Here is a 20,365-nt window from a genome sequence, read left to right on the forward strand (position 1 = left end):
CGTCCCGCGCCAGCGCGGGCCGGACTTGATATGAAAACAATCCAATACACGCTGGCGGACGGCATCGCGACGATTACCTTCGACGAGGAGGGTTCGCAGGTCAACACCATGTGCGAGCAGTGGCAGCGCGAGCTGGTGGAGGTCACTGCGCAGGTGCTCAAGGACAAGGAGGCGATCCGCGGCATCTTGCTGGCCTCCGGCAAGAACACCTTCTTCGCCGGCGCCGACCTCAAGGCGACGATGCGGCTGACGCCGGCCGACGGCCCGCGCGTGTTCCAGGAGATCGAGCAGACCAAGAAGTGCTTCCGCACGCTGGAGACGCTGGGCAAGCCGGTGGTCTCGTGCCTGAACGGCACGGCGCTGGGCGGCGGCTGGGAAGTGGCGCTGGTGGGCCACTACCGCATCGCCGTCGACCACCAGCGCATCCAGTTCGGCCTGCCGGAGATCACGCTCGGCCTGATCCCGGGTGCCTCGGGCATCACCAAGATGACGCGGTTGCTGGGCCTGATGGGCGCGCAGCCCTTCATCCTGGAAAGCAAGCTGTTCGGCCCGCGCGAGGCGCTGGAACTGGGCCTGGTCCACGAGCTGGTGCCCGACGCCCAGGCGCTGCGGCCGGCGGCGCTGGCCTTCATCGACGGCCATCCCGAGGCCCACCATCCGTGGGACGACAAGAACTACAAGATGCCCGGCGGCACCCCGGCCAATCCCAAGGTGGCCGGCATGCTGGCGGTGGCGCCGGCGGTGCTGAAGCAGAAGACCCGCGGCCTGTATCCGGCGCCGGAAGCGGCGCTGGCGGCCATGGTGGAAGGCGCGCAGGTGGACTTCGACACCGCGCTGCGGATCGAGAGCCGCTACCTGGCCCGGCTGATCGTCAGCCCGGTGGCCAGGAACATGATCAACACCTTCTTCTTCGACATGAACGCGATCAAGTCCGGGCAGAGCCGGCCGCCGCGGGCCGAGAAGTACAAGCCGCAGAAGGTCGGCATCCTGGGCGCCGGCATGATGGGCGCCGGCATCGCCTATGTCCAGGCCAGCCGCGGCGTCGCCACCGTGCTCAAGGACGTGAGCCTGGACAAGGCCGAAGCGGGCAAGGCCCACAGCGCCAAGCTGACGCAGCAGCGGGTGGAGAAGGGCCGCATGAGCGCCTTCGACCAGACCGCCCTGCTCTCGCGCATCAGCGCCAGCGGCAGCGTCGACGACCTGGCCGGCTGCGACCTGATCATCGAGGCGGTGTTCGAGAACCGCGAGCTCAAGGCCAGGGTGACGCAGGAGGCGGAGCCGCTGCTGGCGCCGGGCGGCTTCTTCGCCAGCAACACCTCCACCCTGCCGATCAGCGGCCTGGCGAAGGCCAGCGCGCATCCGGAGAAGTTCGTCGGCATCCATTTCTTCAGCCCGGTCGACAAGATGAAGCTGGTGGAGATCATCCGCGGCAAGCAGACCGACGACGACACGGTGGCGCGCGCCTTCGACTACGTGCAGGCGATCGGCAAGATCCCGATCGTGGTCAACGATTCGCGCGGCTTCTTCACCTCGCGCGTGTTCGGCACCTTCGTGATGGAGGGCGCGGCGATGGTCGGCGAAGGCATCCCGGCAGCGGTGGTGGAACAGGCGGGCCTGCAGGCCGGCATGCCGGTGGGCCCGCTGGCCGTGCTCGACGAAACCGCCCTGTCGCTCTCGGTCCACGTGCTGGACCAGACCCGCGCCGACCTGCGGGCCGAGGGCGGCACCTACATCGCCACCCCGGGCGAACTGCTGGTGGAGCGGATGGTCAAGGAATTCGACCGCAACGGCCGCGCGGCGGGCGCCGGCTTCTACGACTACCCGCAGGACAAGGGTGCGAAGAAAACGCTCTGGCCCGAACTGCAGGCGCTGTTCGGCAAGCCCGGCGTCAGCTGGGACATGCAGGACCTGAAGGACCGCCTGCTGTACCGGCAGGCGGTGGAAACCGCGCGCTGCCTGTCCGAGAACGTGCTGACCAGCGTGCACGACGCCAACATCGGCTCGATCTTCGGCATCGGCTTTCCGGCCTGGACCGGCGGCGCCATGCAGTTCATCTACGGCACCGGCATCGAGGCCTTCTTCGCGCGCGCCGAGGCGCTGGCGGCCAGGTACGGCCCCGGCTTCGTCCTCACCTCCAGGGTGAAGGACGCCATCCTCACCCACCGGCCGTCCTGGTGATGCCATGAATGCCCCGGTTGCCGCCGGCCTGCATGCGCTGTTCGAGGCGCAGCGCGAAGCGTTCGCCCGCGACATCTTCCCGGACCGCGCCGTGCGGCTGGACCGGCTGCGGCGCCTGCGCGCCCTGGTGAGCGACAACGAGGAGGCGATCGCCGCCGCGATCTCGGCCGACTTCGGCCACCGCTCGCGCCACGAGACCGCGCTGGCGGAAATGGTGATGATGCTGGCCGCCCTCTCGCACGCGCGCCGGCACCTGGCGCGCTGGATGAAGACGCGGCGGGTGGCCACGTCGTTCCATTCGCTGCCCGGCGCCAGCCGCATCACGGCGCAGCCGCTGGGCGTGGTGGGCATCATCAGCCCGTGGAACTACCCGCTGCAGCTGGCGCTGGCGCCGGCCGTCGCCGCGCTGGCGGCCGGCAACCGGGTGCTGCTCAAGCCCAGCGAACTCACGCCGCGCTTTTCCGGGCTGCTGGCACAGCTGGTGGAGCGCCACTTCGCCGCCGACGAATGCGCGGTCGTCAACGGCGACGCCGACGTGGCGCGGCAGTTCGCCAGCCTGCCCTTCGACCACCTGCTCTTCACCGGTTCCACCGCCGTCGGACGGCAGGTGGCGATGGCTGCGGCACCCAACCTGACGCCGGTCACGCTGGAGCTCGGCGGCAAGTCGCCGGCCATCCTGGACGCCAGCTGCGACCTGGCCGACGCCGCCCGCCGCATCGCCGCCGGCAAGCTGCTCAACGCCGGACAGACCTGCATCGCGCCCGACTACGTGCTGCTGCCCTCGGCCCTGGTGCGCGACTTCGCCGATTCCTTCACCGAAGCGACCCGCCAGCTGTACCCGACGCTGGAGCACAACCCGGACTACACCAGCATCGTCAACGAGCGGCACCTGGACCGCCTGCAGGCGCTGGTCGAGGATGCGCGGTCCCGGGGAGCGCAGGTGCTGGCCATCGACCCCGCCGGCGAGCCTGCGGCGCGCGGACACCGCAAGATGCGCCCCACCCTGCTGCTGGACGTCACGCCGGCGATGGCCGTGATGCAGGAGGAAATTTTCGGCCCGGTGCTGCCGGTGCTGGGCTACGCCACGCTCGACGAAGCCATCGCCTTCGTCAACCACCGGCCGCGGCCGCTGGCGCTGTACTGGTTCGGGCGCGACGCCCGCAGCCGCGGCCGGGTGCTGCGCGAAACCATCTCTGGCGGCGTCACCATCAACGACGTGCTGCTGCACATCGCGCAGGAGAACCTGCCGTTCGGCGGGGTCGGCGCCAGCGGCAGCGGCGCCTACCACGGCGACTACGGCTTCCGCACCTTCTCCAAGGACAAGCCCGTGTTCGGGCAGTCGCCCTGGTCCGGCACCTCCCTGCTGCGGCCGCCCTACGGGCCACGCGCCGAACGCATCCTGCGCCTGCTCAAGCGGCTGGCGTAGGCACTCTCCTACTTCACAACGCGGCTTGTGCCGGGAACCGGAGCGCGCGGCGCTTCGTAGCATCGTGCCCATCGTTTGGCCGGTGACCGGCTCGGGAGTGGTTGAGATGTCTCAGGCTGGACTCATGTCGTTGATGCAATCCCCGACTCCCGCGTTCGACGCGCTGCGCCAGCCGCTGCGCGCCCTTCTCAAACGCTGCGCGCCCTCGGTGCGGCGCGACGGCGATGCCACGCTTTACCTCGGCCAGGGCCAGCCGGTGATCGTGTTCCCGGTGCTGGGCGGCGGCCCCGACAGCACCGCGCCGCTGCGCAGCTTGCTGGACGAAGCCGGCTTCACCAGCTACGACTGGGGCATGGGCGTGGACACCGGCCCGCGCGACCGCAACCTCAACCGCTGGCTGCGCGAGCTGGAGGAAAAGGTCATCGACGTCGCCGAAACCGAAGGGTCCAGCGTCTCCCTGCTGGGCTGGAGCCTGAGCGGCATCTATGCCCGCGAACTGGCCAAGCGCACCAACCCGCTGGTGCGCCAGGTGATCACGCTGGGCACGCCGTTCAACACCAGCGCCGAAGGCCACCAGCAGTGCCCCCTGATCAAGGTGCTGGAGGGCGGCTACGGCAACCTGGCGGTCAACCTGCGCCACCGGCTCAGCCAGAGCCCGCCGGTGCCGTGCACGTCGATCTACAGCCGCACCGACGGCCTGGTGCCGTGGCGGCTGTGCGTGGAGAAGGAATCGGCGCAATCGGAGAACATCGAGGTCGACGGCGCCACCCATCGCGGGCTGCCGGCCCACCCGAAGGTGCTGGAGGCGATCACCCACCGGCTGGCGCAGCCGGAAGGCGAATGGCGCCCGTTCGGCGCCGCCCCCGCCCGCGCCTACAACTGAGCCGGGCCGCGGCCCGGGCGATGCCCCGAGATACTTGACTGAGGCAATCAATTCGCCGACCATCGCCGGATGGCCGCCGCGTCTTCCGTCACCCCTGCCCACGTCAAGGCCGTCCGCGGCTTCAACCGCTTCTACACGCAGCGCATCGGCGTGCTCGCCCCCTATCTCGGCAGCGACCTGACGCTGACCGACGTGCGCGTGCTGTACGAACTTGCGCACCGCCAGCAGCCGACCGCCAGCGAACTGGCGCGCGAGCTGTCGCTCGACGCCGGCTACCTGAGCCGGATCCTGCGCCGCTTCGAGGGCAAGGGCTGGCTGGCCCGCACACCGGCACCGGCCGATGCGCGGCAAAGCCTGCTGGCGCTGACCGAGGCCGGCCACCAGGCCTTCGCCCCGCTGCAGCAGAAGTCGCGCGACGAGGCCGCCGCCCTGCTGGCGCCGCTGCCGCCGGCCGACCGCAGCCGCGTGATCGAGGCCATGCACACGGTGCAGCGCCTGCTCGAGCCGGACGAATCGCCGGCGCCGGTAGCGGTGCTGCGCGAGCTGCGCCCCGGCGACATGGGCTGGGTGGTGTTGGCCCACGGCGAGCTGTATGCGCGCGAGGAGCGCTTCAACTGGGAATTCGAGGGCCTGGTCGCCGGGATCGCCGCCAGCTTCGTCGAGAACTTCAGGCCGGCGCGCGAGAAGGGCTGGATCGCCGAGATCGACGGCGAGCGCGTCGGCTCGGTGTTCGTGGTGCAGAAGTCGCCGACTGTGGCGCAGCTGCGGCTGTTGCTGGTCACGCCGGCCGCGCGCGGGCACGGCCTGGGCCGGCGCCTGGTGGACGAATGCATCGCCTTCGCCCGCCAGCGCAAATACCGCAAGATGGTGCTGTGGACCCAGGCCCACCTGCTGGCCGCGCGCGCCATCTACGGCTCGCGCGGGTTCGTGCTGACCTCGAGCGAAGCGTTCTCGGGCTATGGCCGGACCGACCTGGTCGGCGAGACCTGGGAGCTCAGGCTCTGAGCCGCCTGCCGCTGCTGGCGGCGGCAGGCGCCGGCGTGCAGGTCGGCGCCGCGATCGTGGCCTCGCGCTTCGTGGTGGCCGAGGTGCCGCCGCTGACGCTGGCGATGCTGCGCTACGCGGTCGGCTTCCTGTGCCTGCTGCCGTTCGCCTGGGGCGCGCTGCGCCGCAGGGACGCCGTGGGCGCCGGCACGGGGCCGGCCGGCCGCTCGTTCGGCAACGACCTGCTGACGATGGCGGCGCTGGGCATCGGCCAGTTCGGCGTGCTGATCGCCCTGCTCAATTACGGCCTGCAGCAGGTGGGCGCAGCGCAGGCGGCGATGATCTTCAGCCTGTTCCCGCTGCTCACGCTGCTGCTGGCGGCGGCGCTGGGGCGCGAGCGGGTGACGCCCGCGCTGCTGCTCGGCGTACTGCTGTCGATGGCCGGGGTCGCCCTGTCGCTGGTGCCCAAGCTCGACGCCGCGCCGGCCGCCGGCGCCGGCTGGTGGGGCGAACTGGCGATCGCCGGCGCGGCCGCCACCGGCGCGCTGTGCAGCGTCCTGTACCGGCCCTACCTGCAGCGCTATCCCACGGTGCCGGTGTCGGCGTTCGCGATGCTGGCGTCGGTTGCGGTGCTGGCCCTGCTGGCGCTGTCCGAGGGCTGGCCGGCGCGCGTCGCGGGCCTGGGCGGCACGGCCTGGGCCGTGGTCGGCTTCATCGGCCTGTCCAGCGACATCGGCTACTTCCTTTGGCTGTACGCGCTCAAGCACGAGTCGCCGACGCGGGTGACGGTGTTCCTCGCGCTCAATCCCGTCACCGCGGCGTTGCTCGGCGCATGGCTGCTGCACGAGCCGTTCACGCCGTGGTCCGGCGCGGCGCTGGCGCTGATCGCGCTCGGGCTGGCGCTGGCGACCCGGCCGGCGCCGCGCGGGCAAGGATAATCGGCGCATGATGTCTCCCCCCGCAGCGCCGCTGGCGGCCGAGCCCGCGCAGCGCGAGCAGCCAAAGTCCCTCTCCGACCTCTTCGTTTCCTTCACCCTGCTGGCCCTGCAGGGCTTCGGCGGCGTGCTGGCCGTGGTGCAGCGCGAACTGGTCGAAAAGAAGCGCTGGATGACGCGCGAGGAATTCGTCGAGGAATGGTCGGTGGCCCAGATCATGCCGGGGCCCAACGTGATCAACCTGGCGGTGGGCATCGGCGCGCGCTACTTCGGCTTTCGCGGCGCCATGACGGCGGTGGCCGGCATGCTGGCGGCGCCGCTGTTCGTCGTCATCGTGCTGGCGCTGGTCCATGCGCATTTCGCCGGCAATCCGCAGGTGGCCGGCGCGCTGCGCGGCATGGGGGCGGTCGCCGCCGGCCTGATCACCGCCACCGGGCTGAAGCTGTCGGCGGCATTGGGCAGGCACCCGCTGGGCGCGCCGCTGTGCGCGCTGCTGGGGGTGGCGACCTTCGTGGCGATCGCGCTGCTGCGCTGGCCGCTGATCTGGGTGCTGCTGGGACTGGGCGGGATCGGCTGCGTGCTGACCTGGCGAAAGATCGCGCCATGACGGCGCTGAGCCTGCGCGAGTGGCTGGACCTGCTCCTGCACTTCGCCACCCTGTCCCTGCTGTCGGTGGGCGGCGCCATCACCACCGCGCCCGACATGCACCGCTTCCTGGTCGACGGCCGGCACTGGCTGAGCGACCCGCAGTTCAGCGCCTCGATCGCCATCGCCCAGTCGGCGCCCGGCCCCAACGTGCTGTTCGTCGCGCTGATGGGATGGAACGTCGGCCTGAACGCCGGCGGCCTGCCGCTGGCGGCCCTGGGCCTGACGGTGGCGATGACCGGCATCCTGCTGCCCAGCACCACGCTCACCTACGTGGCGGCGCGCTGGAGCCAGGCCAACCGCCACCTGCGCGGCGTGCGCGCCTTCAAGCAGGGCATGGCGCCGATCGTGGTGGCCCTGCTGATCGCCACCGGCTGGATCCTGGCCACCGGCGGCAACTACGCGGCGCGCAACTGGCCGCTGTGGCTGGTGACCGGCGTCACCGCGCTGATCGTCTGGCGCACCCGGCTGCACCTGCTGTGGCTGCTGGGCGCGGGCGCGCTGCTGGGATGGTTCGGCCTGGTGTAGCTGCTACTGGTCGAGCAGGTCGCCGCGAAAGAAGCACCACGCGCTGCCGTCGTGCAGGTAGAAATGGCCGTCGGCGCAGAAGTCCTTGCCGGGAAAGAACTCGCGGTAGGCGCGCGGCACCAGCCGCACCAGCTGCTCGTCACTCAGCTCGTCGAATTCTTCGGGGGTGATCGGCTGGCCGACCCGCAGGCGTCTGGCTTCCATGGCTACTTGCGGCACCACTGGTTTTCGCAGGAGGCCTCCTCGCCGGACACGCCGCTGTTGAAGCCCGGACAGGTCTTGATGAAGTAGCGCGCTTCCTCGCACGACGTCATTTGCTTGCAGGACGTGCGGCCGTCGCAGGTGAAGAAGGAAACGGCCGGATCGCCCGGCCTGGCGGCCGGCAGGGGCGCGACCTTCTTCTTGGCCGGCTGGCTGGCCAGTTCCGCTTCGCGCTGGGCATGGACCCGGTCCTGGTACTTGCCCCAGCCGAACCACGCCACTGCGGCCAGCAGCAGGACGACGATGATGTTTCTCATGGCGGTTTGCCTCCCCTGGCCATTCTTGCCGATCGGCGCGCGAAAACCCGCAATTCGGGCGGCGCGGCGCCGGATGCGGCGTCTGGCTGCAACACTCGGCTGTCTCGGAAATCACTCAAGGATAAGCTGCGTCCGGGTGACCGCGGCGCACAGCCTGCCCTCGGCGTTGCGCACCATGGTCTGCCACACGTGGGTGGTGCGGCCGCGGTGCAACGCCAGGCATTCGCCGGTGACGACGGTGCCGGCGCGGGCGCCGGCGATGAACTTGGTGCAGGAATCGGTGGTGTGGTGCGCTTGCCCGGCCCCAGGTCCAGCATCCGGGAACAGCGCCGGGCCCGTCCGATAATCCAGTCATGACCACCGACCTCGTACCGCCGCAGCTGCAGTTCTTCGCCGACCTCTCCGTGCTGGTGGACCGGCCGCAGGAAGTGGGGATGACGGCGCGCGGCCGCCGGCGGCTCATCCCGATCCTCGGCGGCGAGGCCGTGGGCCAGGGCTGGCGGGCCCGCGTGCTGCCCGGCGGCGCCGATTTCCAGCTGCTGGTCACGGACACGCTGGCCGAGCTCGATGCCCGCTACTGCCTGGAAACCGACGCCGGCGAACTGATCTACGTGCAAAACCGCGCCATCCGCAGCGGCCCGCCCGACCTGATGGCGAAGCTGGTGCGCGGCGAGCCGGTCGATCCGGCGCAGATCTACTTCCGCTGCAGCCCCGGCTTCGAGACGGCATCGGCCTCGCTGCGCTGGATCACCGAGCGCATGTTCGTCGGCACCGGCGCGCGCCACCCGGACAAGGTGGTGATGCGCTTCTGGCAACTGGGCTGAGCCCGGCGACTTTTCTCTTCTTCCATTGCAAGGACCCACCATGGACTACCGGACCCTCGGGCGATCCTCTCTGAAGGTGTCGCCGCTCTGCCTGGGCGGCAACGTGTTCGGCTGGACCGCCGACCAAGCCACCTCGTTCTCCATCCTCGACGCCTGGCTGGATGCCGGCTTCAACTTCGTCGACACCGCCGACGTCTATTCGCGCTGGGCGCCCGGCCACGTGGGCGGCGAATCGGAAACCGTGATCGGCAAATGGCTCAAGGCCAGCGGCAAGCGCGACCGCGTGATCCTGGCCACCAAGGTCGGCATGGACATGGGCGACGGCAAGGTGGGCTTGAAGGCCGCCTACATCCGCCAGGCGGTCGAAGACTCGCTGCGCCGGCTGCAGACCGACCGCATCGACCTCTACCAGGCGCACAAGGACGACGAATCGACGCCGCTGGACGAAACGCTGGAGGCCTTCGCCTCGCTGGTCAAGGAAGGCAAGGTGCGCGTGCTCGGCGCCTCCAACTACAGCGCGCCGCGGCTGCAGCAGGCGCTGGACACCAGCGAACGGCTCGGCCTGCCGCGCTACGAAAGCCTGCAGCCGCTGTACAACCTGTACGACCGCGCGGTGTTCGAAAAAGAGCTGGCCCCGCTGTGCCGGGCGCAGGGCGTCGGCGTGATCAGCTTCTACGCGCTGGCCGCCGGCTTCCTCACCGGCAAGTACCGCAAGCCGGCCGATGCCAGCAAGAGCCAGCGCGGCCAGGGCACGGTCGACAAGTACCTCAACGAACGCGGCCTGAAGATCCTGGCAGCGCTGGACACGGTGGCGGCACGCACCCGCAGCCGGCCCGGACAGGTGGCGATCGCCTGGTTGCTCACCCAGCCGGCCGTGACCGCGCCGATCGCCAGCGCCACCTCGCTGGAACAGGTGGCGGAGCTGGAGCAGGCCACCCGCATCAAGGTGTCGGCCGAGGACATCGCGCTGCTGGACCAGGCCAGCGCGCAATAGTCAATCGGCGAGCAGTTGCGGCAGCAGCTGCGCCGCCTTGCCGCGCAGCACCGCGCCCGCGGCGTCGAGCTCCGTCGGCTCCGGGTTGAGGACCACCACCCTGCCCCGCGTCCGCCGCGCCAGGCCGGCCGCCGGATAGACCACGCCGGAGGTGCCGACCACCAGCATCAGGTCGCAGCGGTCGGCCGCCCGCTCCGCCGCGGTCAGGGCGTCCAGCGGCAGCGCCTCGCCGAACCAGACCACGGCCGGCCGGCGCAGGTTGCCGCAGACGCCGCACGAGGGCGGCCGGCCGGGGATCACGTGGTCGTCGCGGCAGCAACCGCGCGGCGGGTCCAGCCAGCGGTCCTGCGCGATGTTGCCGTGCAGCGCCAGCACGCCGGTGCTCCCGGCCCGCTGGTGCAGGCCGTCGACGTTCTGGGTGATGAGGGTCAGGCGGCCCGGGTGGCGCTGCTGGAACTGCGCCAGCGCCAGGTGGCCGGCGTTGGGCTCGACCCGCGCGATCATCTCGCGCCGCGCCGCGTACCAGTCCCACACCAGGCGCGGGTCGGCGCGAAACGCTGCTTCGGTGGCCAGCTGCGCAGGATCGAACTTCGCCCACAGGCCGGTCAGCGCATCGCGGAAGGTGGGCACACCGGACTCCGCGCTGATGCCGGCGCCGGTGAGCACCACGATCGACGGCGCCGCGGCGATCCAGCCGCGCACCTCGCCGTTCATGTGCGCTGGCGCACCGCCTCGTACAGGCAGATGCCGCTGGCCACCGACACGTTCAGGCTTTCCACCGCGCCGCGCATCGGGATGCTGACCAGCGCGTCGCAGGTCTTGCGCGTGAGCTGGCGCATGCCCTCGCCTTCCGCCCCCAGCACCAGCGCCAGCGGCCCCTTGAGGTCGGCCTGGAAGATGGTCTGCGGCGCGTCGTCGCTGGTGCCGATGCACCAGATGCTGCGCTCCTTCAATTCGTTCATGGTGCGGGCCAGGTTGGTCACCATGAAATACGGCACGGTCTCGGCCGCCCCGCTGGCGACCTTGGCGACGGTCGCATTGATGCCGGCCGCGTGGTCCTTGGGCGCGATCACGGCATGGGCGCCGGCGCCGTCGGCCACCCGCAGGCAGGCGCCCAGGTTGTGCGGATCGGTCACGCCATCGAGCACCAGCAGCAGCGGCGGCCCCTGGATCGCGTCCAGCAGGTCGTCCAGCGAATGGGCCTGCGGCAGCGCCTCCACCCGGGCGGCCACGCCCTGGTGGCCGTGGCTGCCGGCCAGCTTGGCCAGCCGCACGCCGTCGGCCTCGATCAGGCGCACGCCGGCCTCGGCGGCGCGCTCGATGAACTGGCGCATGCGGGCGTCGCGGCGGGCCGGGTCGTGGTAGATCTCGACGATGGAGCGCGGGGCAGTTTTCAGGCGGACGCCGACCGCGTGGAATCCGAACAGGACTTTGGGAGCAGACATATCCGTCGATTATCCGGTGCGGCGCAAAGCTCAGCTCATGTATAGAATCATCCAATGCCGGCGCGCCTCATCCCCCAGTGCACGGTCATGCTGCTGGACGTGGCCGTGGCCGCGGGCGCCCCGCAACCTGACGCCGCGGTGCTCAAGCAGCGGGTCCAGGGCCTGCTGGCCAGCGCCTTGCAGAAATTGCCGGAAGAAGGACGGCTGGCGGTGGAATCCGGCAGCACCGCGGTGGTCTGCTTCGTCAGCGATCCGCAGGACGGCCTGCGTGCCGCCATGCGGCTGCGCGACGAGGTTGCCCGGCACCCGGGCGCACAGCTGTCGGTGCGGGTGGCGCTGAACATCGGTCCGGTGCAGGTCGCCGCCGACCCCCACGACCACCTGCACGTCACTGGCGAGGGCATCCACCACGCGATCGAGATCCGCGACCGGGCCGAACCCAACGAGGTGGTGGTCTCCCACAGCTACCACCAGCTGCTGTCGCAGCTGGACCCGGCGCTGGCCGGCCGCTTCGCCGCCTTCAGCCGCGGCCAGTCCAGGGCGGTGCGGCTCTACGCGGCGCCGATCCGGACGGCGGCCCGGTCGGACGCGACCCGCCAGATGGACATCACGCCGTCGGAGCTGGACGTCATCGAGCACACCCTGCACCGCTTCATCGGCGCCGCCGCCGTGCCGCTGATGCAGGACGAGATCGAGCGCCGCGCCACCCTGCAGGACTTCGTCGCGGCGGTCGCCGCCGGTGTCGCCCATCCGCAGCAGCGCGAGGTGTTCCTGCAGGCGCTGCAGCGGGCCTTGCCGGATCGCCGCTTCTAAGCTGGCGTCATGCCCGGCCAGGCCGGGCCGGCGCGCTCAGTCGATCCGCGCGCCCGAGGCCTTCACCACCAGGGACCACTTGTGGATGTCGTCCTGCAGGATGCGGGCGAACTGCTCCGGCTGCGTGACGTAGGGGTCGGCACCGATCTGCGCGAATTTCTCGAGCACGTCCTTGTCATGCAGCAGCTCGCCGATGTCGGCGTTCATCTTCCTGACGATCGGCTCGGGCGTGCCGGCCGGCGCCAGCAGGCCGAACCAGGGGCTCAGTTCCAGCCCGCCGATGCCGGCTTCGGCGAAGGTCGGCAGGTTGGGAAAGGCGGCGGAGCGCTTGGAGCCGGTCACGGCAATCGCCCTGACCTTGTCGTTGCGGATGTGCCCCACCACCGACGGCAGGCTGGTGAAGGTCATCTGGATCTGGCCGCCGATGGTGTCGGTCAGCGCCCCGGCCGCGCCCTTGTACGGCACGTGGACCAGCTTCACGCCCTGGTTCATGTTGACCATCTCGCCCAGCAGGTGGTTCAGGGACCCGTTGCCGGCCGAGCCGAAATGGACGTCGCCCGGATGGGCCTTGGCATAGGCGATCAGTTCGGGCGCCGTCTTGGCCGGGAAGTTCTGGTTGACCACCAGCGCGAACGGCACCGTCGCCAGCGTGGCGACCGGCGCGAAGTCCTTGTACGGGTCGTAGCTCAGGCTCTTGTACACGCTGCCGTTGATGGCCTGCGTGCCGACGTAACTCATGAGGAGCGTGTAGCCGTCGGCCGGCGACTTGGCGACGTAGTCGGTGCCGACGTTGCCGCCCGCGCCCGGCTTGTTTTCCACGATCACCGGCTGGCCCCAGCGCTCGGACAGCTTCTGGCCGATCACGCGGGCCAGCGCGTCGGAGGCGCCGCCGGGCGTCTGCGGCACGATGATGCGCACCGGCTTGGACGGAAAGGCCTGCGCGAGGGCGGCGCCGGCGCCGACGGCGGCCGCCAGCCCGAGGGCCAGCGCGCGTAAAACTGCAGTCTTGGGCATCTTGTGGGTCTCCTGGGGAATGATTGGAATCAGCGCGGCGCGGCCGGCTGGCTGATGCGGCCGGCCTCGATGGTAATGCGGTGTTCGCAGCGGGCCGCGATGGCCTGGTCGTGCGTGACCAGGACCAGCGTGGTGCCCAGTTCGCGGTTCAGGTCGAACATCAGTTCCATCACGGTCTCGCCGGTGGCGAAGTCCAGGCTGCCGGTGGGTTCGTCGGCCAGCAGCACGGCCGGCTGCACGACGAAGGCGCGGGCCAGCGCCACCCGCTGCTGCTCGCCGCCGGACAGCACCTTGGGATAGTGGCCCAGGCGCTGCGACAGGCCCACCCGCGCCAGCATCTCTGCGGCCGCCTTGCGCGAGTCGCGCCGGCCCGCCAGTTCCAGCGGCAGCATCACGTTTTCCAGCGCCGTCAGGTTGCCCATCAGCTGGAAGCTCTGGAACACGAAGCCGACCTTCTGCGCCCGCAGCGCCGCCCGGTCGTCCTCGCCGATCGCGAACAGGTCCTGGCCGGCCAGCCGCACGGTGCCGCGGGTGGGCGTGTCCAGGCCGGCGATGATCGACAGCAGCGTGCTCTTGCCGGAGCCGGAGGCGCCGACGATGGCCGCCGTCTCCCTGGCGGCCAGCGCGAAGTCGATATCACGCAGAATGTCGAGGGTGCCGGTCGAGTCGGTCACCGACTTGTAGACGTGCTCGACGGAAATGATGGGATCAGACATGGTTTTGGGTGGTTGGACGCGCCGCAGCTGGATTGCGGCGGCTTTTGCAGTCGGGGCACTGGCGCCGGCGCTCGCCGCGGGCGACAGGAGCATCCTCGTGCTGGGCGACTCGCTGAGCGCCGAGTATGGCCTGAAGCGCGGCAGCGGCTGGGTGGCGCTGCTGGAAAACCGGCTGGCGGCCGAAAAAATCGCGGCGCACGTGGTCAACGCCAGCATCAGCGGGGAGACCACCTCGGGCGGGCGCTCGCGCCTGCCGGCGCTGCTGGCCAAGAACAAGCCGGACGTGGTGGTGATCGAGCTGGGCGGCAACGACGCCCTGCGCGGCCTGCCGCTGCCCATGACGGAGGACAACCTGGTCCAGATGACCCGCGCGGCGCAGCAATCTGGCGCCAAGGTGCTGCTGGTGGGGATGCAGGTGCCGCCCAACTACGGCACCGACTACAGCAAGCGCTTCGCCGGCCTGTTCGCGTCGGTGGCCAAGAAGACCAAGGCGGCGCTGGTGCCCTTCCTGCTCAAGGGCGTGGCCGACGCCGACGACCCGGCGCGCATGTTCCAGGCCGACCGCATCCACCCGGTGGCCGAGGCGCATCCGCAGATGCTGGCCAACGTCTGGCCGGAACTGAAGAAGCTGCTCAAGTGACGGTGCAACTCATTGCCGCGGCCGACGCGATCGCCCGGCTGGCCGAATTCAGCGCGGTGATCGACGCCCGCAGCGAAGCCGAATACGCCGAGGACCGGCTGCCGGGCGCGCTCAACTGGCCCACGCTCAACGACGAGGAGCGGCACCGCATCGGCACCATCTACGTGCAGGTCAATCCGTTCGAGGCCAGGAAGCGCGGCGCCGCCATCGCCGCCGCCAACATCGCCCGCCACATCGAGCGCGAGCTGATCGACACCCCCAAGGGCTGGCAGCCGCTGGTGTACTGCTGGCGCGGCGGCAAGCGCAGCGGCTCGCTGGCGCTGGTGCTGGACCAGATCGGCTTCAAGGTCTCGGTGATCGAGGGCGGCTACAAGGCCTTTCGCACCGCGGTGCTGGCGGACCTGCCGCAGCAGGCGCGGCGCCACCAGTACCGGGTGGTCTGCGGTCCCACCGGCTCGGGCAAGACGCGCCTGCTGCAGGCGCTGGAGCGCGCCGGCGCCCAGGTGCTGGACCTGGAGGACCTGGCCAGCCACCGCAGCTCGGTGCTGGGCCTGGTGCCGGGCCAGGTGCAGCCGGGCCAGAAACGCTTCGACACCCTGGTGTGGGACAAGCTGCGCCTGTTCGATCCGGCGCGGCCGGTCTTCATCGAGAGCGAGAGCAAGAAGGTGGGCAACCTGGCGGTGCCGCAAGCGCTGATCGAGGCGATGCGGGCCAGCCCCTGCCTGGACCTGCAGTTGCCCGACGACGAGCGCGTCAAGCTGCTGCTGGAGGACTACGCCTTCTTCGTCGCCGACCCGGAGTTGTTTTGCGAGCGGCTGGATGCGCTGGTGATGCTGCGCGGCAAGGCCGTGGTGCAGGGCTGGCAGGCGCAGGTGCGCGCCGGCGACGTCGAACCCGTGGTGCGCGAGCTGCTGCTGCAGCACTACGACCCGGGCTATGCGGCCTCGATCGAGCGCAACTTCAAGCAGTACGGCACGGCGCAGGCGCTGGTGCCGGCCGACCGCTCGCCGGCGGCGATGGACGACCTGGCCCGCGCGCTGGTGGCCTGAGCCGCGCCGGCGGCTGCTAGGTGATCCGGGCGAGGTCGCCCACCTGCCGGTCGCCGATGAAGAAGTTCCAGAAGTGCGCCCCGCCACGCATGGCAGGCGCGTAGTCGGTTCCGCTCACCGATTCGCCCGGGCCGAGCGAGCCGTAGTTGAAGATCGACGTTCCCGCCGTGTCGCCCCCCGCGTCGCGCTCGATGCGCAGCGAGAACGGCCCGGTCGGCCGGTTGCCGCGATTGGTCAGCGTGTAGTAGATGCTGAACGCCTGGTAGGCGCTCGGCGTCGGCGGATTGGTTCCCGCATCGGCGAGCACCGTGTCGGCAATGCCCGAGCGCGGCCCGTTCGGCGTCGCGCTCAGCTGGTTCGAGAACGCGCTTTCACCCGCAGCATTGCTGGCGCGCACCGACACCCAGTAGCGCGTGCCGTTGGACAGCGGCGCCAGCCGCACGCCGGTGGCGTTACCCGCGTCCGCAGCGCCGGCGTAGATCGCTGACTGCTCGGTGCCGTAGCCGACCTTGTAGCCGGTGGCGCCGGCCACCGCGGCCCACGAGACATCCAGGAAGCCGTCGCCCGGCGCCAGGCTGTTGAGCGTGGGCGCGGGCGGGCGCTGGGGTGGAGCGTCCATCACCTCCAGCTGCGGCAAGCGGTCCCAGGCCGTCCATCCGCTGCTGACCTGTCCGCGGACCGCGACCGGCTGGTTGGAGGCCAGCGTGTCCTGATAGGCCTGCAGGGCGCCGTTGGACCAGCGCCCCAGCGCGGCCCGGTAGCCGAATTCGGGAATGCCGGCGCTGTCCGGGTGGACGTAGCAGCCCAGCGACTCCCAGTTGCTCCAGCCGCCGTTGGGCGTACGCTGCCACGCGTGATAGAGGTTGCGGTCCATCCCGTGCGCAAACACCTCGATCCGGCCGTCGCGGTTGCTGCCGGCCAGCAGGCCGTTGCCGATCCACAGCCCGCCGAGCGACGACCAGCCGCTCCAGCCGCTGTTGGGTGCGGTCTGCCAGTTGTGCCAGACGGCGCCGTCCAGGCCCTGCGCAAAGACCTCCAGCCGGCCGTCCTGGTTGCGCGCGACCGCCAGCGGCCCGGTCACCAGCAGGCCGCCGGCCAGGGCCGCCCAGTCGCTCCAGGCGCCGCCGGGCGTGCGCTGCCAGCAGTGGCGGATGGTGCCGTCCGGGGCGTGGGCGAACAGTTCGAGGCGCCCATCGCCGTTGGTGGCGACGACCACGTCGCCGCCGGGCGGCACCGCGCCGGCCAGCGAGTTCCAGGCGCCCCAGCCCGAATTGGGGGCGGTCTGCCGCCGGCTCCAGACCGCGTTGTCGGTGCCGCGCACGAACACCTCGAGCCGGCCGTCGGCATTGGCAGCGGCTGCGATCGGCGCGTCGGGCGGCAGCTCGCCATCCAGCGAGGACCAGCCGCCGAAGTCGCCGGTGGGATTGCCCTGCCAGCAGTGCACCAGCGCACCGGAAGCAGACCGCGCGAAGATCTCCAGCCTGCCGTCGGCATTGCGTGCGACCGCCAGCGGCGTGTCCGCAGACAGGTCGCCGTCGATGCTCTTCCAGCTGCCCAGCACGTCGGGCTCGGTCTGGCGCGCCACCCACAGCCGCGGCGCTCGGCCGGTCCGGGCCTGGCGATGGACCAGCGCATGAAACTCGCCGGCGCCGTTGCCAGTCGCGTCGAAGTTCTGCCGGAAGCCGACGCCGACGTCGGGCAGCCGGTAGACGTTCTGGCCGAACTGCACGTTAGCTGTGAACTGGCGCTGCTGCCCGAACAGCTGGTAGCGGAACTGCAGGTAGGGTTCGTAGCCGTCGTTGAGGTCGGGCACCTGCACCGTCACGGTCTTGGTGGTCCACCCCGGTGCGCGCGGCGGGTGCGCCCACGGGTCGCCGAAATCCCAGACCCGCAGCGATTGCGTCACCGGCACCGTGTCGATCGCGCGGGCGCGGTCGCACCAGAAGCTGAACTCGCCGGCAGCGTTCGAGCGACCCACCTGCGTGGTGAGGTCGTCGTCGCTGCTGGTCGAGTCGCGATCGAACAACTTGACTTCGATTCCCTGGGCCGGCAGGCCATTGGCCCAGAGGACTGTTCCCGATTGCAAGAACGGACGCGGCATGGCGGATCTCCTGTGTGAACCAGCAACGGCTGGCGCGCAGGAGCACTGTCCGGCGCTGCGAAAGCGCCGCCAACCCGCAATCGATGGACGCACGGTTGCGCCGCGTCGATTGGTTCCTCAGCTCTGGGGACGCATGGCGGGCGGCGCCCGCACGATCAGGATTGCCGCGGCAGCGGCTGCAGCAGGCTGGCGCGGTTGCCCTCGGTGTCGCGGAACGACACGTACCGGCCAACGCCGGGAATGTCCATCGGCTCGCCCAGCACCTGGCCGCCGGCCTGGCGCACCTTCTCCATGGCGGCGGCAGCGTCCTGCACCGCGATCACCACCGACGGATGCTGGTCCGGCCAGTCGGCCTTGCGGGGAAAGAAGCCGCCGTTGATCGCGCCGGGCTTGAGCGGGCCGGCCGGGCCCGAGTCGGCCGTCACGGCCAGCACGTAGTTGCCCATCTCCTGGCCCAGCGCCTGGGTCTGCCAGCCGAACGCCTGCCGGTAGAACGCGGCCATGCGCTGCTGGTCGTCGTAGGGCATCTCGAAGTGAACGACGGGATCCATGGAGTTGCTCCAGTGCGATGCGTCTTTTGATGGGGATCAGCCGGGCGTCGGCGTCCCGCCGGCCGGTGGCGTGTTGTCGTCCTGCTGGCCGTCCTGTCCGCTGCCCTCGCCTTCGCCGGTCTTGCGCTCGCTCTTGGCCTTGAGCTTGTCTTCCTTCTTGCGCTTCTTGGCCAGTTCCTTCTGCCGCTTCTCGTATCCGTAATTTGGTGTGGCCACAGGCAGTTCCGTTAGGTTAGTCAGATGGGAGCACTGTAAGCCATCTGCAGCCCGGTTGGAAATGGTGCCGGCTCATGTCAGCGACAGCACTTCCACGCAGGGCAGTTCCAGCCCGCCGGTGCTGACCGTGGCCGCGCCGCCGGTGACCACCTGGCCCTGCAGGCCCTCCAGCAGGAGCCGCGAACAGGCCACCCGCCACTTCGATTCGCGGGCAAACTGTTGCAGCGCGGCGGCGGCCGGCGCGGTGTCGCCGGTCAACACGCTGCCGGCATCGCCGTGCAGCGGATCCGTCACGTGCACCAGCGTGGCCGGACCGACGTGCAGCGCTACCGTCATGCCGCTGTCGGTGGCGCCGGCCTTGACCAGCGCCAGCGCGCCGCGCAGGGCCCGCAGGCGGAACGCCGCCACGTCGGCTCCCTCCACCGGCACGAACACCGCCAGCAGGCTGTCGCCCTGCGGCACCAGGTGGCGGGCGCCGAACAGGTAGAGCGTGTCGCGGGCGTTCTGGTAGCCCTGCCGCACGGCGGCCGCCAGGTCGTCGCTGGGCGACTGGCGCTGCAGGATCGAGGAGAACAGGTCCACCGCCAGCACGATGGCATCGGGATAGTCCAGCGCCTCGTTGTAGCGGCCGCTATCCTCCCAGCGGCTGTTCAGTTCCTTGAACAGGCGCTGCTCGTAGAGGTTGGCCAGCGACTGCTTCTGGCCCTCCAGCGCGGCCAGGAACTTGTCCTTGATCTCGCCGACGATCTCCTCGCGCCGCGACTTGCGCCGGTTCAGCAGCGAGGTGACCGCCTCGCGCAGTTCGGCCGCGTTCAGCGGCTTGGCCAGGTAGTCGTCGGCGCCCGAGGTCATCCCGACCCGGACCTGCGCGCGCTCGGTCATGGTCGTGAGCATGATGACCGGCACCTCGGCCAGGCCGGCCTCCTGGCGCAGCGACGACACCAGCTGGTAGCCGTTCATGCCCGGCATCACGACGTCGCACACGATCAGGTCCGGGCGCGCCTGCCGCGCCATGTCCAGGCCCTGCTCGCCGTCGACCGCCCACAGCACGCGGTGGCCCACGCGCTGCAGGATGCCGACTACCGCCAGGCGCTGGATCGGGTCGTCCTCGATCACCAGGATCGAGGCAGGGTTGTCGTTGCCGGGCGGCGGCACCAGGGGGTTCGTCATAGGGCGCGGTCCTTGATGGTGGTTGCACTCGCGTGCAGGAATTCGTCGAAGGCGGCGCGGAGGTCGGCCAGCCCGCGCTCGAGCCCGGTGGTGTGGCCTTCCAGCGCCTGCTTCTCCAGCGTGCGGGCCAGCTTGGCCAGCACCTCGGCGCTGACCATGGAGGCCGATCCGGCCAGCGAATGCAGGTGCCGGTGGACGTCGGTGCCCTGGTCGGCCGCCAGCGCGGCGGCGATCTTCTCCAGCACCTTGGGCGCCAGCTCGATGAAGGAATCCAGCACCTGCCGGAACAGCTCGGCGTCGCCGTCCATCCGGTCCAGCGCCTTCTGTTCGGCAAACACCGCTTCGGCCGGCGGCGCCGTCCAGCGGTCGAGGATCGCCGCCAGCTGCGAAGCCTCCATCGGCTTGGACAGGAAGTCGTCCATGCCGGCGGCCAGGCACTTTTGCCGCTGCTCCTCCGACACGTTGGCGGTCAGGGCGATGATCGGCAGCCGCCAGCCGCCGGCGCGCAGCCGCGCAGCCGCCTCGTAGCCGTCCATCACCGGCATCCGGCAATCCATCAGGATCGCGTCGTAGTGCTCGCGCTGCACCGCGTCCAGCACCTGCTGGCCGTCCTCCACCACCGTGACGTCGACGTAGCCCACGAGCTTGAGCATGCCCTTGACCACGATCTGGTTGGTGGCGTTGTCCTCGGCCAGCAGGATGCGCAGCGGCCGCGCAGCGCGCGCGCTGCGCGCC

The 20,365-nt window shown here is 70.6% G+C and carries 24 protein-coding genes; 12 read left to right on the forward strand and 12 right to left on the reverse strand.

The window, feature by feature from the left end:
• The first annotated feature begins 30 nt into the window (after positions 1 to 30).
• The 7 genes from ACFPOE_RS20775 to ACFPOE_RS20805 all read left to right on the forward strand — a co-directional run bounded on the left by ACFPOE_RS20775 (position 31) and on the right by ACFPOE_RS20805 (position 7,579).
• Positions 31 to 2,178 carry a 3-hydroxyacyl-CoA dehydrogenase NAD-binding domain-containing protein gene (locus ACFPOE_RS20775; protein WP_376852236.1) on the forward strand — a complete coding sequence of 716 codons (2,148 nt, stop codon included), beginning with the start codon at positions 31 to 33 and terminating at the stop codon, positions 2,176 to 2,178.
• Positions 2,179 to 2,182: 4 nt separating this feature from the next.
• On the forward strand, positions 2,183 to 3,604 hold the full coding sequence (locus ACFPOE_RS20780) for an aldehyde dehydrogenase family protein (RefSeq protein ID WP_376852237.1): 1,422 nt from the start codon (positions 2,183 to 2,185) through the stop codon (positions 3,602 to 3,604).
• 133 nt (positions 3,605 to 3,737) lie between these two features.
• Positions 3,738 to 4,487 (forward strand): esterase/lipase family protein, encoded by a 750-nt coding sequence (locus ACFPOE_RS20785; protein ID WP_376852238.1) that lies wholly within the window; start codon positions 3,738 to 3,740, stop codon positions 4,485 to 4,487.
• A gap of 69 nt (positions 4,488 to 4,556) precedes the next feature.
• Positions 4,557 to 5,492 (forward strand): bifunctional helix-turn-helix transcriptional regulator/GNAT family N-acetyltransferase, encoded by a 936-nt coding sequence (locus ACFPOE_RS20790; protein ID WP_376852239.1) that lies wholly within the window; start codon positions 4,557 to 4,559, stop codon positions 5,490 to 5,492.
• A 14-nt stretch (positions 5,493 to 5,506) separates the two neighbouring features.
• Positions 5,507 to 6,409 (forward strand): DMT family transporter, encoded by a 903-nt coding sequence (locus ACFPOE_RS20795; RefSeq protein WP_376852460.1) that lies wholly within the window; start codon positions 5,507 to 5,509, stop codon positions 6,407 to 6,409.
• A 7-nt stretch (positions 6,410 to 6,416) separates the two neighbouring features.
• A complete protein-coding gene (locus tag ACFPOE_RS20800) occupies positions 6,417 to 7,013 on the forward strand; it encodes a chromate transporter (protein ID WP_376852240.1) in 597 nt (198 codons plus the stop codon).
• A complete protein-coding gene (locus tag ACFPOE_RS20805; RefSeq protein ID WP_376852241.1) occupies positions 7,010 to 7,579 on the forward strand; it encodes a chromate transporter in 570 nt (189 codons plus the stop codon). Before ACFPOE_RS20800 ends, ACFPOE_RS20805 begins: the two co-directional genes overlap by 4 nt.
• A gap of 3 nt (positions 7,580 to 7,582) precedes the next feature.
• Here the strand turns inward: ACFPOE_RS20805 and ACFPOE_RS20810 are convergent, their stop codons facing one another.
• The 3 genes from ACFPOE_RS20810 to ACFPOE_RS20820 form a co-directional block, all read right to left on the reverse strand.
• Positions 7,583 to 7,783: a hypothetical protein gene (locus tag ACFPOE_RS20810; RefSeq protein WP_376852242.1), complete on the reverse strand. Its 201-nt coding sequence runs from the start codon at positions 7,781 to 7,783 to the stop codon at positions 7,583 to 7,585.
• Positions 7,784 to 7,785: 2 nt separating this feature from the next.
• Positions 7,786 to 8,097, reverse strand: coding sequence for a hypothetical protein (locus ACFPOE_RS20815; RefSeq protein WP_376852243.1), 312 nt, complete (start codon positions 8,095 to 8,097; stop codon positions 7,786 to 7,788).
• A gap of 111 nt (positions 8,098 to 8,208) precedes the next feature.
• Entirely contained in the window at positions 8,209 to 8,448 is a 240-nt protein-coding gene (locus ACFPOE_RS20820; protein ID WP_376852461.1) for a PaaI family thioesterase, read from the reverse strand.
• A 2-nt stretch (positions 8,449 to 8,450) separates the two neighbouring features.
• On the opposite strand from ACFPOE_RS20820, the gene ACFPOE_RS20825 reads away from it, so the two are divergent.
• Both ACFPOE_RS20825 and ACFPOE_RS20830 read left to right on the forward strand, forming a co-directional pair.
• Positions 8,451 to 8,921 (forward strand): DUF3237 domain-containing protein, encoded by a 471-nt coding sequence (locus ACFPOE_RS20825; protein ID WP_376852244.1) that lies wholly within the window; start codon positions 8,451 to 8,453, stop codon positions 8,919 to 8,921.
• Positions 8,922 to 8,961: 40 nt separating this feature from the next.
• On the forward strand, positions 8,962 to 9,915 hold the full coding sequence (locus ACFPOE_RS20830) for an aldo/keto reductase (protein ID WP_376852245.1): 954 nt from the start codon (positions 8,962 to 8,964) through the stop codon (positions 9,913 to 9,915).
• Here the strand turns inward: ACFPOE_RS20830 and ACFPOE_RS20835 are convergent, their stop codons facing one another.
• Together ACFPOE_RS20835 and rlmB are read right to left on the reverse strand one after the other, a co-directional pair.
• A complete protein-coding gene (locus tag ACFPOE_RS20835; RefSeq protein ID WP_376852246.1) occupies positions 9,916 to 10,629 on the reverse strand; it encodes an SIR2 family NAD-dependent protein deacylase in 714 nt (237 codons plus the stop codon). It abuts the gene before it with no gap.
• On the reverse strand, positions 10,626 to 11,360 hold the full coding sequence (rlmB, locus tag ACFPOE_RS20840) for a 23S rRNA (guanosine(2251)-2'-O)-methyltransferase RlmB (RefSeq protein ID WP_376852247.1): 735 nt from the start codon (positions 11,358 to 11,360) through the stop codon (positions 10,626 to 10,628). Before rlmB ends, ACFPOE_RS20835 begins: the two co-directional genes overlap by 4 nt.
• Before the next feature lie 54 nt (positions 11,361 to 11,414).
• On the opposite strand from rlmB, the gene ACFPOE_RS20845 reads away from it, so the two are divergent.
• Complete coding sequence (locus ACFPOE_RS20845) at positions 11,415 to 12,173, forward strand: DUF8082 domain-containing protein (RefSeq protein WP_376852248.1); 759 nt, start codon at positions 11,415 to 11,417, stop codon at positions 12,171 to 12,173.
• Positions 12,174 to 12,209: 36 nt separating this feature from the next.
• On the opposite strand, the gene ACFPOE_RS20850 is transcribed toward ACFPOE_RS20845, so the two are convergent.
• Both ACFPOE_RS20850 and ACFPOE_RS20855 read right to left on the reverse strand, forming a co-directional pair.
• Positions 12,210 to 13,187, reverse strand: a complete 978-nt coding sequence (locus ACFPOE_RS20850; protein ID WP_376852249.1) for a Bug family tripartite tricarboxylate transporter substrate binding protein — start codon at positions 13,185 to 13,187, stop codon at positions 12,210 to 12,212.
• A gap of 29 nt (positions 13,188 to 13,216) precedes the next feature.
• Positions 13,217 to 13,903, reverse strand: coding sequence for an ABC transporter ATP-binding protein (locus ACFPOE_RS20855; protein ID WP_376852250.1), 687 nt, complete (start codon positions 13,901 to 13,903; stop codon positions 13,217 to 13,219).
• On the opposite strand from ACFPOE_RS20855, the gene ACFPOE_RS20860 reads away from it, so the two are divergent.
• The gene (locus ACFPOE_RS20860) at positions 13,902 to 14,543 is read left to right on the forward strand and encodes an arylesterase (protein ID WP_376852251.1); all 642 of its coding nucleotides are present in this window, start codon (positions 13,902 to 13,904) and stop codon (positions 14,541 to 14,543) included. The two genes, ACFPOE_RS20855 and ACFPOE_RS20860, sit on opposite strands and share 2 nt — an antisense overlap.
• A complete protein-coding gene (mnmH, locus tag ACFPOE_RS20865) occupies positions 14,540 to 15,592 on the forward strand; it encodes a tRNA 2-selenouridine(34) synthase MnmH (protein ID WP_376852252.1) in 1,053 nt (350 codons plus the stop codon). The genes ACFPOE_RS20860 and mnmH overlap by 4 nt, the downstream gene beginning before the upstream one ends.
• Positions 15,593 to 15,608: 16 nt before the next feature.
• Here mnmH and ACFPOE_RS20870 read toward each other — a convergent pair whose 3' ends face one another.
• From ACFPOE_RS20870 to ACFPOE_RS20890, 5 genes are all read right to left on the reverse strand, one after another.
• Positions 15,609 to 17,693 carry a PLL family lectin gene (locus tag ACFPOE_RS20870; RefSeq protein ID WP_376852253.1) on the reverse strand — a complete coding sequence of 695 codons (2,085 nt, stop codon included), beginning with the start codon at positions 17,691 to 17,693 and terminating at the stop codon, positions 15,609 to 15,611.
• Between the two features lie 155 nt (positions 17,694 to 17,848).
• Positions 17,849 to 18,244: a VOC family protein gene (locus ACFPOE_RS20875; protein WP_376852254.1), complete on the reverse strand. Its 396-nt coding sequence runs from the start codon at positions 18,242 to 18,244 to the stop codon at positions 17,849 to 17,851.
• 36 nt (positions 18,245 to 18,280) lie between these two features.
• Entirely contained in the window at positions 18,281 to 18,460 is a 180-nt protein-coding gene (locus ACFPOE_RS20880) for a hypothetical protein (protein ID WP_376852255.1), read from the reverse strand.
• 72 nt (positions 18,461 to 18,532) lie between these two features.
• Positions 18,533 to 19,630: a response regulator gene (locus ACFPOE_RS20885; RefSeq protein ID WP_376852256.1), complete on the reverse strand. Its 1,098-nt coding sequence runs from the start codon at positions 19,628 to 19,630 to the stop codon at positions 18,533 to 18,535.
• The coding region (locus ACFPOE_RS20890; protein WP_376852257.1) for a response regulator at positions 19,627 to 20,365 on the reverse strand (739 nt) is incomplete at its 5' end. The genes ACFPOE_RS20890 and ACFPOE_RS20885, both read right to left, overlap by 4 nt.

Origin of the sequence: Caenimonas terrae, assembly GCF_042655405.1 — a bacterium.
GTDB classification, from domain to species: domain Bacteria; phylum Pseudomonadota; class Gammaproteobacteria; order Burkholderiales; family Burkholderiaceae_C; genus Ramlibacter; species Ramlibacter terrae_A.

Coding starts and splice junctions, on each gene's coding strand:
- ACFPOE_RS20775 (WP_376852236.1), top strand. CDS start 31: ATGAAAACAATCCAATACACGCTGGCGGACGGCATCGCGACGATTACC.
- ACFPOE_RS20780 (WP_376852237.1), top strand. CDS start 2,183: ATGAATGCCCCGGTTGCCGCCGGCCTGCATGCGCTGTTCGAGGCGCAG.
- ACFPOE_RS20785 (WP_376852238.1), top strand. CDS start 3,738: ATGCAATCCCCGACTCCCGCGTTCGACGCGCTGCGCCAGCCGCTGCGC.
- ACFPOE_RS20790 (WP_376852239.1), top strand. CDS start 4,557: ATGGCCGCCGCGTCTTCCGTCACCCCTGCCCACGTCAAGGCCGTCCGC.
- ACFPOE_RS20800 (WP_376852240.1), top strand. CDS start 6,417: ATGATGTCTCCCCCCGCAGCGCCGCTGGCGGCCGAGCCCGCGCAGCGC.
- ACFPOE_RS20805 (WP_376852241.1), top strand. CDS start 7,010: ATGACGGCGCTGAGCCTGCGCGAGTGGCTGGACCTGCTCCTGCACTTC.
- ACFPOE_RS20810 (WP_376852242.1), bottom strand. CDS start 7,783: ATGGAAGCCAGACGCCTGCGGGTCGGCCAGCCGATCACCCCCGAAGAA.
- ACFPOE_RS20815 (WP_376852243.1), bottom strand. CDS start 8,097: ATGAGAAACATCATCGTCGTCCTGCTGCTGGCCGCAGTGGCGTGGTTC.
- ACFPOE_RS20825 (WP_376852244.1), top strand. CDS start 8,451: ATGACCACCGACCTCGTACCGCCGCAGCTGCAGTTCTTCGCCGACCTC.
- ACFPOE_RS20830 (WP_376852245.1), top strand. CDS start 8,962: ATGGACTACCGGACCCTCGGGCGATCCTCTCTGAAGGTGTCGCCGCTC.
- ACFPOE_RS20835 (WP_376852246.1), bottom strand. CDS start 10,629: ATGAACGGCGAGGTGCGCGGCTGGATCGCCGCGGCGCCGTCGATCGTG.
- rlmB (WP_376852247.1), bottom strand. CDS start 11,360: ATGTCTGCTCCCAAAGTCCTGTTCGGATTCCACGCGGTCGGCGTCCGC.
- ACFPOE_RS20845 (WP_376852248.1), top strand. CDS start 11,415: ATGCCGGCGCGCCTCATCCCCCAGTGCACGGTCATGCTGCTGGACGTG.
- ACFPOE_RS20850 (WP_376852249.1), bottom strand. CDS start 13,187: ATGCCCAAGACTGCAGTTTTACGCGCGCTGGCCCTCGGGCTGGCGGCC.
- ACFPOE_RS20860 (WP_376852251.1), top strand. CDS start 13,902: ATGGTTTTGGGTGGTTGGACGCGCCGCAGCTGGATTGCGGCGGCTTTT.
- ACFPOE_RS20855 (WP_376852250.1), bottom strand. CDS start 13,903: ATGTCTGATCCCATCATTTCCGTCGAGCACGTCTACAAGTCGGTGACC.
- ACFPOE_RS20870 (WP_376852253.1), bottom strand. CDS start 17,693: ATGCCGCGTCCGTTCTTGCAATCGGGAACAGTCCTCTGGGCCAATGGC.
- ACFPOE_RS20875 (WP_376852254.1), bottom strand. CDS start 18,244: ATGGATCCCGTCGTTCACTTCGAGATGCCCTACGACGACCAGCAGCGC.
- ACFPOE_RS20885 (WP_376852256.1), bottom strand. CDS start 19,630: ATGACGAACCCCCTGGTGCCGCCGCCCGGCAACGACAACCCTGCCTCG.